10 protein-coding genes are annotated in these 13,905 nt (G+C 39.8%); 9 read left to right on the top strand and 1 reads right to left on the bottom strand.

From position 1 onward, the window contains the following. Positions 1-811 (bottom strand): NAD-dependent epimerase/dehydratase family protein (locus tag ACT8YW_RS18145; protein WP_444106600.1); only part of this gene is annotated, 811 nt, incomplete at its 3' end. Positions 812-855: 44 nt separating this feature from the next. Between ACT8YW_RS18145 and ACT8YW_RS18140 the strand changes: the two genes are divergently transcribed. From ACT8YW_RS18140 to ACT8YW_RS18100, 9 genes are all read left to right on the top strand, one after another. After that, positions 856-1,458 (top strand): RNA polymerase sigma-70 factor, encoded by a 603-nt coding sequence (locus ACT8YW_RS18140; RefSeq protein ID WP_004302699.1) that lies wholly within the window; start codon positions 856-858, stop codon positions 1,456-1,458. A gap of 62 nt (positions 1,459-1,520) precedes the next feature. Further along, positions 1,521-2,684, top strand: coding sequence for a FecR family protein (locus ACT8YW_RS18135; RefSeq protein WP_004322945.1), 1,164 nt, complete (start codon positions 1,521-1,523; stop codon positions 2,682-2,684). A 152-nt stretch (positions 2,685-2,836) separates the two neighbouring features. Continuing rightward, complete coding sequence (locus ACT8YW_RS18130) at positions 2,837-6,427, top strand: SusC/RagA family TonB-linked outer membrane protein (RefSeq protein WP_444106598.1); 3,591 nt, start codon at positions 2,837-2,839, stop codon at positions 6,425-6,427. Between the two features lie 23 nt (positions 6,428-6,450). After that, complete coding sequence (locus ACT8YW_RS18125; protein WP_444106602.1) at positions 6,451-8,019, top strand: RagB/SusD family nutrient uptake outer membrane protein; 1,569 nt, start codon at positions 6,451-6,453, stop codon at positions 8,017-8,019. A gap of 22 nt (positions 8,020-8,041) precedes the next feature. Next, on the top strand, positions 8,042-8,938 hold the full coding sequence (locus tag ACT8YW_RS18120; protein ID WP_444106596.1) for a zinc-binding metallopeptidase: 897 nt from the start codon (positions 8,042-8,044) through the stop codon (positions 8,936-8,938). 12 nt (positions 8,939-8,950) lie between these two features. Further along, on the top strand, positions 8,951-10,267 hold the full coding sequence (locus tag ACT8YW_RS18115) for a DUF4302 domain-containing protein (RefSeq protein WP_444106594.1): 1,317 nt from the start codon (positions 8,951-8,953) through the stop codon (positions 10,265-10,267). 7 nt (positions 10,268-10,274) lie between these two features. Further along, positions 10,275-11,315 (top strand): BACON domain-containing protein, encoded by a 1,041-nt coding sequence (locus ACT8YW_RS18110; protein ID WP_444106592.1) that lies wholly within the window; start codon positions 10,275-10,277, stop codon positions 11,313-11,315. Positions 11,316-11,318: 3 nt separating this feature from the next. Then, positions 11,319-12,452, top strand: coding sequence for a fibrobacter succinogenes major paralogous domain-containing protein (locus ACT8YW_RS18105; protein WP_444106590.1), 1,134 nt, complete (start codon positions 11,319-11,321; stop codon positions 12,450-12,452). Between the two features lie 36 nt (positions 12,453-12,488). Beyond that, complete coding sequence (locus ACT8YW_RS18100; RefSeq protein ID WP_444106588.1) at positions 12,489-13,616, top strand: FISUMP domain-containing protein; 1,128 nt, start codon at positions 12,489-12,491, stop codon at positions 13,614-13,616. Positions 13,617-13,905: the final 289 nt, after the last annotated feature.

The raw sequence follows: 13,905 nt of genomic DNA, 5'->3' as shown, positions 1-13,905 counted from the left end.
AAGATATAACTTTTAGCACAATTAATGGACATTTCAAGTGAAGAACAAACGGATTGCCCAATTCTTTTTGTATCAGATCCGAAAAGGCACGACTTCTATAGATTTTCCCATCTGTCAGGAAATACGCCTTTTGAACCACTTTTTTCTCCATTCCCAGAAAAATCGCCTGCACAATGTCCTTCACATAAACAAAAGTCAAGTCCTGGCGTCGAAAACCGACCGAAAAGTCTACATGCTTCTGAATGGACTTGGCCATCAGGAAATAGTCTGACTCACGGGGACCATAGACTCCCGTAGGACGATAAATGACATAAGGAAAACCGGGAATACTCTGAATATATAATTCCGCTTTCAATTTACTCAATCCATAAGCCGTATTAGGCATCGGAGTATCTTCTCCGCTTATCGGAGTATAATCCTTCTCACGTACAGGTCCGAATACACTCAACGTGCTAATATATATAAACTGCTTCGGAACCATATTCAATTCCTTCAGCGTGTCTATAAAATATTTAGTCTGAAGATAATTCACATAATCAAAGGTCTTTTTATCAGAACACTTTGTCACACCGGCGCAATGGATGATATAATCAAATTTGCTGTAAGTACCTTTATGCCCGGAGAGTTGGGCGCGAAGCTCATTGGGATGTGCAAAGTCCAGTTCCAGAAAGTGAATTTTCCGGTTCTTTAAATACCGCTTGCTACTCGTGGGGCGAATTCCGGCCCACACACCAAACTTTCGTTTCAACGCTTCCTCCACGATGAAACTTCCTATAAAACCACTTGCACCTGTAATTAAAACACTCTCCATTATTACTTCCCTGGTTCTACATGAATATTGATTCAAAAAATATGATGCCACAAAGATACGATAAATATAAAATAAAAGCCATTTTGCTTTTCTCAATTATTATTTGTTTATTTGCAATGCGATTTATTTACTATTCAACACTTTTAAAGCACGTGGAAGATAAGGCCGATTTTGATTTTCTTTTTAAAGAGTACTATCCTCAACTTTATTATTATGCATTTCACCTGATTAATAATATGGAGGCTAGCAAGGATATCGTAAGCGACGCCTTCGAATTTATTTGGGCCAATTATGCTAAAATAGATAAAGCCACAGCTAAATCTTATCTATATGTCTACGTTCGCAACAAAAGCATTGATTTCCTGCGGCATCAGAATACACACGAACAATACGTACAAATCTATTCCGAACTGACCAAAAGTTATGTTGAGACGGAGTATCAGGAGCAGGATGAAAGAATGATGCATATCAGTAAGGCGATGGAAAAACTGACTCCACATACCAGGCATATTTTAGAAGAATGTTATATTCAACGCAAAAAATATCAGGAAGTGGCAGAGGAATTAAATATTAGTGTCAGTGCAGTCAGGAAGCATATTGTGAAAGCATTACAGGTGATACGTGAAGAATGTGCAAAAAAATCATAAAGCAGGTGTCTTTATTTTATGATTAAACGTAATATAAATAAGTATGATACAGTCGAGCAGTGATGAATAAAGATATTGACAATATAGATAGTACAGATAAATCTGTAGAGAAGGCACTCGACATTATGGAGAGCTCTTCAGAAATAAACGTCGAACAACTGCAGGAAATGCTTAAAGATGAAGAAACCCTGCAGGCTTGTCGCGACATCATGGATAGCAGCCTCTTCCTACAACAAAAAAGTGGAATGGAACTACCCAATATAGAGATGGAGCTAGAACGATTCAAGAAAAAACAGTACACGGCAAGAATGCGTTCCAACTTCTGGAAAGTAAGTATGGGAATAGCCGCCATGATTGCCGTTCTATTTGGAACTTACTATCTTATCAATACCCTGACGACCCCTGCCCTGGAACCAATCACAGTATTTACTGCGGATGCTGCCCCTCAACATATCACTCTGCAAAAAGATAACGGAGAAAAGATTGTATTAGACGAACCGCAATCAAACAATCAAACCTTACCACAGAAAATGATCTCAAAGTCCGAAAAGAAAGAATTGGATTACAGGCAAGTCATTTCAACGACCACTCAAACACATGTACTCACTGTTCCACGCGGTGAAAGTTTCAAGGTAGTGTTATGTGACGGCACGGAGGTCTGGCTCAATGCCAATAGTAACTTTGTCTATCCAACGGCCTTTATTGGCGACGAACGTATCGTCACTTTAGAAGGTGAGGCTTATTTTAAAGTGGCCAAAGATCCGGAGCGACCTTTCATCGTAAAAACCAAAACTGTGCAAACCCGCGTTCTCGGTACTGAATTTAATATACGCAGCTATACTCCTGAAGATACTCATGTAGTGCTTATTAATGGAAAAGTAGAAGTCAGCAATACCAAAGGAGGATCATATACCAGACTATATCCGGGAGAAGATGCACATCTGCAATCTGATGGCAACTTTATCCTGGCAGAAGTAGATCTAGACTCCTATGTTTATTGGAAAGACGGCTATTTCTACTTTGACAATGTCACATTGAAAGATATTATGCAAAATTTGGGACGTTGGTACAATGTAAACATAGAGTTCAGAAACAAAGAAGCGATGGAGTATAAAATGCACTTTATATCCGATCGTACCAAAGACCTGGAACATACAATCTCATTACTTAATAGAATGAAAAAAGTGACAGTCACCTTGCAAGGCAATACGCTTACTGTAGACTAGATTTTTATTGCATAAGTATAACTAATCTATGCAAAATACAACAAAATATCACTTTTATTAAAAAATAAATCGCAAAAGGGGTATCCATATTTTCTTCTCATACGAACTAGTTATATAAACATGTTCAAAATAGTGTTATTAAAGACAAACGTATGAGAAATAATTGGAACCTACTTATTGTGTGTTTTCTATGCGTATTATGTTTCCGGCCCTACCAAGTAAATGCTCAGGTGCAATCGCAAAAGAAAATCACGATTGAAATTAGCAACGAACGGTTGCCGTCCGTACTAAAACGTTTAGAAAAACTATCCGGATATAAGATCCTGTTTACGTATGACGATGTCAAGAAATTCACCGTTTCTGGCTCCGTCAAGGATAAGAGTATAGAGCAGACTCTCGATATAATCTTAGCCAATAAGCCACTGGAATATCATATTGAAGACCAATTTATCACAATTACTATCAAAGGTCCTTCCAAACAGGCGAAAGTATTCAATGTGAAAGGAGTGGTTATTTCCGGTGATGACGGACAGCCGCTCATTGGTGCAACCGTTGTCATCAAAGGAAGTAAGTCCGGTGTATTAACAGATATAGATGGAAAATTCTCGATAGAAAATGTATCCAATAAATCCCTGTTACAATTTTCCTATATAGGAATGAAACCGCAAGACCTGACTCCTGCTCCAAATATGAATGTTACATTAATGCCTGATGTACAAACATTATCTGAAGTAGTAGTAACAGGTATGCAGAAAATGGACAAACGTCTGTTTACAGGAGCAACTAAACAATTGTCCGCAGATGAGGTCAAACTAGATGGTTTGCCTGATATCAGCCGCGGACTTGAAGGACGCGCCGCAGGCGTATCTGTACAAAATGTTTCCGGCACGTTTGGTACTGCCCCGAAAATCCGGGTACGCGGTGCCACATCTATTTTCGGTAGTTCAAAGCCATTATGGGTAGTAGATGGAGTCATCATGGAGGATGCTATTGACGTAGGTCCGGATGACTTATCTTCAGGAGATGCAGAGACGCTAATCAGTTCAGCCATTGCCGGGTTGAATTCAGATGATATCGAGAGCTTTCAAATATTGAAAGACGGATCAGCAACCTCTATCTATGGCGCACGAGCCATGGCAGGGGTTATTGTAGTAACAACCAAGAAGGGAAAAGCCGGCGTTAGCAAAATGAGCTATACCGGTGAATTTACAACCCGTATGATTCCCAGTTATAAAGAATTCAACATTATGAATTCGCAGGAACAAATGGGAATCTACAAAGAGATGGAGCAGAAAGGATGGCTTAATAACAGCGATACTTACCGTGCCAAAGATAGTGGTGTATATGGACGTATGTATCAATTAATCAATCAATATAACCCGGTTACAGGACAATTCGGACTTGCCAACACGCCGGAAGCACGTAATGCTTACCTGCGCGAAGCGGAAATGAGAAATACCGACTGGTTCAATACCTTATTTTCCAACAACGTTACACAAAACCATTCGGTCAGCATCACTTCCGGAACTGAAAAGTCTTCATTCTATGCTTCATTAAGTGCGATGTCAGATCCGGGATGGTATAAACAAAGCGAAGTAAAACGTTATACAGCTAATTTAAATACAACATATAATATATATAAGAATTTATCTATAAACCTGATTTCCAGCGCTTCTTACCGTAAACAAAAAGCCCCCGGAACACTAAGTTCAGAGGTTAATGCAGCAAGTGGAGAAGTTACCCGTCAGTTTGACATCAATCCCTATTCGTATGCACTAAATACATCACGCGCACTAGATCCAACAGTTGACTATACAGCCAACTATGCACCGTTCAATATCCTCCATGAATTGGATAACAATTATATGGATTTGAATGTAGCTGATGTTAAGTTTCAAGGAGAAATAAAATGGAAAGCACTTCCGGAGTTAGAGATAAGCGCATTAGGAGCAGTCAGATATCAGGCTTCTTCACAAGAACACAATATCAAAGATCACTCGAATCAAGCAACCGCTTATCGCACAGGAATGGACGACGCTACCATTCGTGACGAAAACAATTTATTGTATACCAATCCGGATAATCCGTATGCTTTGCCTATCAGTATACTACCGGAAGGAGGTATTTATCAGCGTAAGGACTATCGTATGTTGGGAGTAGACTTCCGTGCCACAGCATCCTGGAATCATTTATTTGCAGAAAAGCATATCACCAACCTTTTCGCCGGTATGGAAGTAAATGATTTGAAACGTATGCAAAATTATTTTCAGGGATGGGGAATGCAATATACAATGGGTGAAATACCATCGTATGTATATGAATTCTTCAAGAAGGGCATTGAATCCGGTGAAAGCTATTATGGATTAAACCATACAACAACAAGAAGTGTAGCAGGCTTTGCCAACGCAACTTATTCTTATGATGGACGTTATACAATAAACGGAACATTCCGCTATGAAGGTACCAACCGCATGGGAAAAAGCCGTTCTTCCCGCTGGCTTCCTACATGGAATATGTCAGGAGCATGGAATGTACATGAAGAAAAATTTTTCAAGACATTCAGCTCTGTACTGTCACACTTAACATTCAAAGCATCCTACTCTTTAACAGCCGATAGAGGACCGGAATATGTGACCAACTCACATGCCATAATCACTAGTTATTCACCATTTCGTCCTTTCACCAGCGGACAGGAAACAGGACTTTATGTATCTGATCCTGAAAACAGTGAATTAACCTACGAAAAAAAGCATGAGTTGAACATCGGTGCCGACATGGGATTCTTAGACAACCGGATCAATTTTTCGATCGACTGGTATAAACGCAATAACTATGACCTGATTGGTATTACCCCGACACAAGGAGTAGGCGGTTCTATCTACAAATATGCCAATATAGCTTCCATGAAATCACATGGTATCGAGTTCACCATCTCAAGTAAGAATATCCAATCGAAAGACTTTTCATGGCATACAGACTTCATCTTTTCCAAAGCAAAAAATGAAGTTACGGAACTGAATGCCCGTTCCAGCGTAATGGATTTAGTTTCAGGTTACGGTTTTGCCCGTCAGGGTTACCCGGTACGTGGTTTGTTTTCCATTCCATTTGTCGGTCTAAATTCAAATGGTATCCCGATGTATAATATCAATGGAAAAATAACCAGTACCGATATTGATTTTCAGACACGTGACAACATAGACTACCTAAAATATGAAGGTCCTACTGATCCTACCATAACAGGTAGTTTTGGTAATATTTTCACTTATAAAGCATTCAAACTGAATGTATTCATCACCTATTCATTTGGTAATGTAGTACGTTTGAATCCATGTTTCAGCTATCAATATAGTGACTTATCTTCTATGCCACGCGAATTCAAGAATCGCTGGACAGTGCCGGGTGATGAGAAACGCACGAATATCCCCGCTATTATCTCGAAACGCCAATATGAAGATAATAAAGATTTAATGTATGCATATAATGCCTACAATTATTCTACAGAACGAATTGCCAAGGGAGACTTTATCCGTATGAAAGAGATATCCTTGTCCTATGACTTCCCCCAATCATGGATTGCACCAGCAAAGATATCTAATTTATCTTTGAAACTTCAGGCTACCAATTTATTCCTGATTTATGCAGATAAAAAACTCAATGGACAGGATCCGGAATTCTTCAATACCGGTGGAGTAGCCTCCCCTGTACCTCGTCAGTTTACATTGACTCTTAGATTAGGATTTTAACCATTCAGATAATTATAAAAATGATGAAATACAGAAACGTCTTATATACAGCATTCATTTCAGCTCTGTGCTTGGGAACAACTTCCTGTAGTGATTTTTTAGATGAAATGCCGGATAACCGAACCGAATTGACTACTGAAGAAAGTATTACTAAAGTTCTGGTATCTGCATATCCTATGACTACCAACTGCCACATAGGAGAATTTTACAGTGACAATATCGATGAAAATAGCAGAGCATACAGCTACCTTTTCCGATTAAACGAACATTTGTACCGTTGGCAACAAACGACTGAAGAAAATCAGGACTCTCCCCATGCTCTATGGAATGACTGTTATAACTCGATTGCATCAGCCAACCAAGCCTTGGCGGCCATTGAGCAGATGGGAAATCCTCAATCATTATCAGCCCAGAAAGGCGAAGCTTTGATATGCCGTGCATACAATCATTTTGTATTAGCTACCACATTCTGCAAAGCGTATGGCACAAATGGGGACAAAGACTTGGGTATACCCTACATAAAAGAACCGGAAACATCTGTAAATCCACAATACTCACGCGGAACAGTTGCTGAAGTATACCAGAATATTGCAGCCGATTTAGAAGAAGGACTGCCTTTAATTGATGACAATATTTACTCACGGGTAAAATATCATTTTAATAAAAAGGCCGCTTATGCATTTGCAGCCCGCTTTTATCTATATTATACACAACCGGATTTCTCCAACTGTCAGAAAGTTATCGATTATGCCAATATAGTACTCGGTAATAATGCGTCCCAATATTTACGTGACTGGGCTGCATTAGGAGCTTTATCTCCCAACAAGAATATACAGCCGAACGCTTATGTAGATGCAGATAACCGTGCCAATCTAATGGTAATATCAGCAGCTTCATATTGGCCATTGGTTTCCGATCCGGGTTATGCCAACTGCGAAAGGTATTGCATGAACAATATCACTGCTTCAGAAAGTTGTAAATCCGAAGGTCCATGGGGAGATCAGTCAAGTTATCATCAGATCCCATTTTCACCCGGTGGCTCTATAAAGAACGGATTCCGCCGCTTAGTAATCTATCAGCAATTCACGTCGGGCAACAGTTGGGTCGGCTATATGCTGTATCCTGCTTTTACCACCGATGAAGCATTGCTTTGCCGGGCTGAAGCCTACACGTTACTAAAACGTTATGACGAAGCTGCCGCCGATATAGATGCCTGGCAGAAAGCCTTTACAAAAAACACCCAAACTTTGACCAAGGAGACAATCAATGATTTTTATGCCCGACTAAAATATTACACACCGGAGGCTCCGACAGTAAAAAAGGAATTGCATCCGGATTTTGTAGTAGAAAAAGGAATGCAGGAGAATCTGATACATTGCATTCTACATGCAAGACGCCTGCTAACCTTAGAAGAGGGTCTTAGATGGCAAGATATAAAACGCTATGGCATTGTAATCTACCGCCGCTATTATGAAGGTTATACCTTGGTGAATATCACCGACAAGATGGACACGAATGACCCCAGACGTGCAATTCAGCTACCGGCCAGTGTCATTACGGCAGGTATGCAACCAAATCCAAGAAATGACTAAATAACTTTAGGAGGAAAAAAATATGAAGAAATACATCATATATAGTTTAATCATGACATTGAGCTGTGGACTGGGTGCTTGCAACAATGACGAAGACGTAGACAAAACAAACAGCATTTTCTCTACAGAAGAAGTAGATCGTAGCCCATTCGACAAGTGGATATTAGGCAATTATACCCATCCATACAACATTGCATTAAAATATCGCATGGAAGATAACGAGAGCGACATGACACACGTATTAGCACCTGCCGAATACAAAAAGTCCGTGGTACTGGCTAAAATTATCAAACATGTATGGCTGGAAGCATACGATGAAGCAACAGGCAATCCGAACTTCTTACGCCAATATATTCCTAAGACAATCCACTTTATCGGTTCCCCCGCCTATGAGGACAATGGAACTATGGTATTAGGAACAGCTGAAGGCGGCATGAAAATTACATTATACAATGTAAATGACATCAATCCCGACCAAATAGATATTAACCTGTTAAACGACTACTATTTCCAGACAATGCACCATGAGTTCGCACATATTCTGCATCAAACCAAAAACTACGATCCGGCATTTGACCGTATTACGGAAAATGCCTATATCGGTAGCGACTGGTATATGGTGGGGGCCGACCGTAACGCATGGCAACAAGGATTTGTCACTCCTTACGCAATGAGTGAATCACGTGAAGATTTTGTGGAAAACATCGCAGTGTATGTCACGAATACTAAAAACTACTGGAATAACATGCTGCAGAATGCCGGTGAAAACGGCCGTGCACTCATAAAGCAGAAATTCGAAATAGTTTATAGTTATATGGAACAAACCTGGGGAATCAATCTGGACGAATTACGCGAGATTGTTCTACGACGCCAGGATGACATAGCAAACGGCTATGTAGACTTAAGTATTATTGAATAAAATATGAAAATTATGAAGAAATATCTATCCATATACACACTTCTGGCATTGGCCTGCATTGTTTTGCAATCTTGTCTTTTCTCCGAAGAAGAAATATTCGACGAATCATCTGCCAATAGAGCCACAGCCGATGTAATCAAATGCCAGGAGATTCTTAAAGATGTGCCGAACGGCTGGAAACTGGAATATTACATAGGAAGCAGCTATTCTGCAGGTGCAATCACTTTACTAATGAAATTTGACGGGAAGCAAGTAGAAATGGCTTCGGAAACAGGTGCAGAAAGCTACAAACCGGGAACTATAATAACCTCCCTGTATCAAGTCAAATCGGAACAAAGCACAATGCTCACTTTCGATTCATACAACCCACTGATCCATATGTTTTCAGGTCCTTTAGGTCTGAACATGAACCTGGGAGGGGATTACGAGTTTATTATAATGAGCGCAACTCCTGACAAGGTGATTCTGCAAGGAAAAAAATACAAAAACATAATGGAGATGACGCCTATGCCCAAAGATATACCATGGCGTATTCAAATTGAAGATATCATTAACATTGAGAAAGATGCTTTTCTGAATACATACCGTATGGAGAAAGGCGGACAAGTACTGAATTACTTTATACGTGACAATGGCACAATGGCTACATTCTCCGCTTACAGCACCGATTATAGTATCACAAGGAGTTTACCCTATATCTATACCGAAAAAGGATTAAAGTTACAATCCCCGTACAATGTCAACGGACTTGAAGTCCAGAACTTCAAATGGGATAGAAAGTCCAGACTATTTGTTTGTACCGACGCAGGAGCAACTGACATCGTACTTAAAGAATATTATCCCGAAAACTATCTACAATATGAAGACTATATCGGTACCTACACTGCAACGATTGACGATTATGACGAAGGGGCAACTTCGCAATCTGTAACCATCTCTCCTAAAGTCAGAGGAGAAAGTTATACACTGAAAAGTATTGGCGGATTCAACTTCACCCTCCAGTATGACAAGGCCAGCGGAAAACTGGTCTTAGATTCACAAAGTATAAGTTCGACTTCTTCCTCGTCTTATTACTTTGCGTGCGCGGCAGGTGTAGAAGGCTATGCCCACACAGAATTAAGTCTGCCATCACGCCTACGCAACGGATTGGTAAATGTGACGACAAACAGCAACCCTTTCACTTTTTACTTTGCGGATAAAGCAAGCCAGGAAAATACATCATTGATAATCTGGGCTTATTCATCTGATGAATATTCAACCTCCGGACTAATGGGTTACTGGAGCTGGTATAACTCAATCTTAATGGTAAAAGAAAACGAAAGTAATTAATACGATTATGAGAAAGCTTTTTAATATATTCTTATTTGTACTTTGCAGCGTAGCAATAGCGGGATGCAATGATACGGAAAGCAGCGAATCCAAGTTAGAAATCAAAGCTGTAAATACTAATTTCCAAGCTACCGGCGGAAAAGGATACATACAACTTCAGTCAACAGGAAATATAACAGCAGATGTTGACGTCGATTGGTGTGTGCTGAAAGAAGTAAATCCTAATGAAGTGGTATTCGAAGTAAAAGAAAATACCGGGTACTCCGGTAGAAATGCTTTATTGACAATCAGTAACGGAGTAGAGACAGAAGCATTCAACATCAATCAATCCGGAGCTGTTTTCATCTTCGGCAAAGACGAATGGATGCTCCGTACCGACAATAAAGCAACTACTCTGCCAATAAAACTACAAAGTTCTTTCGATTATACAATAGACATACCCACAGAAGCTCAAGAATGGTTGTCATTTGAACAGAATGCGAAGGGAATAAATTTCAAAGTAAAAGAAAATACCTCCGGAAAAATGAGAGGAGCTATTGTCAATGTGGCAGCAAAAGACAGATCGGCTTCTTATCAGGTAATACAATATGATGTTGACGAACTTACCGGAACATGGCAAGGCATGTTTTCAGACGGGCAAATGAATTACGGTTTGAAAGATGTCACCATTGAGAAACAGGAAGACGGAACATACCTGCTTTCAAACATTCTAACCGGATTGCCTTACAAACTGAAAGCAAAAGCCGTAGACAACTGCCTGGCTTTTGGGGCCGGTCAAAACCTAGGAATCTTCGAGGACAATTTATATCTCTCATTCGAAATTCTTAACTCTGACCTATATTATGTAAAAGATCCTTCCGTAACAATCTCATTAGGTCCCGTAATGTTAACGGACGGAACATTCGTTTTCGCTTTTTCCGGAATAAAAGAGAGTGATCCTTTCGGTTTTGTTTTCCGGGTATATGAAGATGCAGAACTACAGAAGGTTATAGACAATCTGTCCATTTTTATTAACTGTATTCTATTTAAAGAAGACATAATACAATAACATATGAAAAAGATACTATTAACTAGCTTTATTGTGGCATTAGGATTACTTGGTGCAAGCTGTAAAGATGACAATAGCACAGCAGGCGGAGGAGGAGAAATACTTCCGGACCAACAGGTAAGCTGTGAGATATTTATGCCGACTAACGGAGAAACCGTTATAATGTCAGACAAACTGATTATCAGAGGAGAAGGAACGACTAATTATGGTAAAATTATCTCTGCTGAACTTAAAGTGGGCGAGGAAATTATCACTGACATCACTTCAGTTCCATTCTATTATGAGTATACCTTCGCCCAAAATGCCGAACCGGGAGAGTTGAAAATTGAATTAGCAGTCAAAGGAGATCATGAAGGCAGAGCTTTGGCAACTATTACTGTCACAACAGAACTCGGTGACAGACCTGCACCACCTCAAATCGGAGAAGACCTCACAGATACACGTGATGGAAATGTATACAAGACGGTACAACTTGCAGAACAAATCTGGATGGCAGAGAATTTACGCTATTTACCGGAACAGAACTTTGATATATCTTCAACAGCGCCCAAATATTATGTTATGTTTGACAGTGATATCAAAACAGACTTGGGAAAAGCTTATTTAAAAGCTTATGGAGCCTACTATAACTTACCTGCAGCACTTCAAGGTGAAACAGCATTAGGAGAAGATGAAACACGGAATATAAAAGGTGTTTGTCCTGACGGATGGCATATCCCGTCACAAAAAGAATGGCAGACATTATCTAAATATGTTTTAGACTCCGGCATGGCCGCTATCATGAATGACGGTCAGGTAGACGAAACAGCCATAGCAAAAGCTTTAGCTTCAACAACAATGTGGATGCTGCCGGAATATACAGAAATAGAACCTCAACCAACTTGGGTTGGCGTAGAAATGGAAAAGAATAATGCAACCTTATTCAACGGTTTACCCATCGGATTCCGTGCATGTGCAGGTGACGAAGACTGGATGCATTCCTGTTACAGTGCCGGCTGGTGGAGTTCGACAGCCGGAGTACAAATGGGACCAGAATTCGGTATCACCGTACGTTTATGGTCAGACCTCCACACATTTGTAACCAATGCAGAATTCAATCCGGGAGTAGGTCTTCCTGTCCGTTGTATCAAAGACTAACGATTATATTATTACTCACTAAATATAAATACATTTATGAAAAAATTTGGATTCTTTTTATTCGCAGTCTTAGGACTAATTGCTTGTGGTGACGACAACAACGACCCTACTCCCGAGCAACATGTAACATGCTCCATATCTGCACCTGCTGAAGGAGCTACGGTAAACATTGCAGAAAAAATGACAATCAAAGGAGAAGCTACGATTGACTTTGGTGAAATCTCAAACGTCACATTAAAAGTAGGAGGCAAAGCTATATCAGAAGTTACTGCTGTGCCTTTTAGCTATGATTATACATTTGAAGCTAACCAAGCCGAAGGAGCATTAAAAATTGAATTAACCGTCAAAGGTGATCAAGGAACAATGGCTACAAGCGAAGTTAACATCACTCTGACAAAGCCGGAACCCACTCCTGAACCAGGCGAAGGAGAAATGGTTGATTCACGTGACAACCATGTATACAAAACCGTAAAAATCGGTGAGCAGACATGGATGGCTGAAAATCTGGCTTATTTACCTAAAGTGAATAAACCTGCTACTGCTGCTACTTGCGAAGGGGAACCTCTTTATTTCGTTTATGACTACGATGGTGAAGATATAAACACCGCAAAAAATACTGAAACATACAAAACATATGGAGTTCTATATAACTGGTATGCTGCAATGAATAAAGAAAACGCAGAAGGAAAGGATGCAGATGCTGTACCAAGTGGAGTGCAAGGAATCTGTCCAAGTGGATGGCACCTACCTAGTAAAGCAGAATGGAAAATATTAGAGAATTTTGTAGCTGAACAATTAGCCCCTGTTGAAGGAGATGTATGGCAAGACGACTTTGGAGAAACACACTCTGATCCAAATTGCAAGAATGTTTGGTCGGCATTAGCAGGTCTTGAAGGATGGGGACCTTCCGGAAATTCAGACATGAACCCTGACTTGGCAAATGGACCTCGTAATACTTACGGACTTACTATTATTCCTTCCGGACAATGCTATCATACAGGAAGCTTTGGCTGGTCAGAAAGTGGTGTTGACTTCTGGACCACAGATATGCAAACCCAAGGGGCGGGAAATATTACTTTTAGCAATAATAGCTACGGAATAACTTATTCTAAATATGGAATAACCCCAAAACGTGGTTTTCCTATACGCTGTATAAAAGACTAATTTAATAACATAAATCTCTCTTAAGTAAACAGAAAAAGAGGTGCGTCGGGATGACACCCCTCTTTTTCTGTTTATAAATAATTAAGCAATATTTCTCTATCGACTTAATACTTTACAGAAAAGCAAAGCAAAAAATAAACAGACCTTGGCAACAAACTAACCAAAAATTTGTTTACTTTGTATCCCATCAATGATTGAACTACTAATAAATCCCACATATTATGGCAAAAAAGAAAGAAAAGAAAGAGAAAAAGGCCGGCAAAAGAATGAGTAAGAAAGAGCTGGCAGC

It is taken from the genome of Bacteroides sp., assembly GCF_052357945.1.
In the GTDB taxonomy this organism is placed as follows: domain Bacteria; phylum Bacteroidota; class Bacteroidia; order Bacteroidales; family Bacteroidaceae; genus Bacteroides.
This window is presented reverse-complemented; position numbering and strand designations above follow the sequence as displayed.

Excerpts from the sequence above, each read along its gene's own strand:
- ACT8YW_RS18110 (WP_444106592.1), top strand. The coding sequence starts at position 10,275 with ATGAGAAAGCTTTTTAATATATTCTTATTTGTACTTTGCAGCGTAGCA.
- ACT8YW_RS18105 (WP_444106590.1), top strand. The coding sequence starts at position 11,319 with ATGAAAAAGATACTATTAACTAGCTTTATTGTGGCATTAGGATTACTT.
- ACT8YW_RS18135 (WP_004322945.1), top strand. The coding sequence starts at position 1,521 with ATGAATAAAGATATTGACAATATAGATAGTACAGATAAATCTGTAGAG.
- ACT8YW_RS18140 (WP_004302699.1), top strand. The coding sequence starts at position 856 with ATGCCACAAAGATACGATAAATATAAAATAAAAGCCATTTTGCTTTTC.
- ACT8YW_RS18115 (WP_444106594.1), top strand. The coding sequence starts at position 8,951 with ATGAAGAAATATCTATCCATATACACACTTCTGGCATTGGCCTGCATT.
- ACT8YW_RS18100 (WP_444106588.1), top strand. The coding sequence starts at position 12,489 with ATGAAAAAATTTGGATTCTTTTTATTCGCAGTCTTAGGACTAATTGCT.
- ACT8YW_RS18125 (WP_444106602.1), top strand. The coding sequence starts at position 6,451 with ATGAAATACAGAAACGTCTTATATACAGCATTCATTTCAGCTCTGTGC.
- ACT8YW_RS18120 (WP_444106596.1), top strand. The coding sequence starts at position 8,042 with ATGAAGAAATACATCATATATAGTTTAATCATGACATTGAGCTGTGGA.
- ACT8YW_RS18130 (WP_444106598.1), top strand. The coding sequence starts at position 2,837 with ATGAGAAATAATTGGAACCTACTTATTGTGTGTTTTCTATGCGTATTA.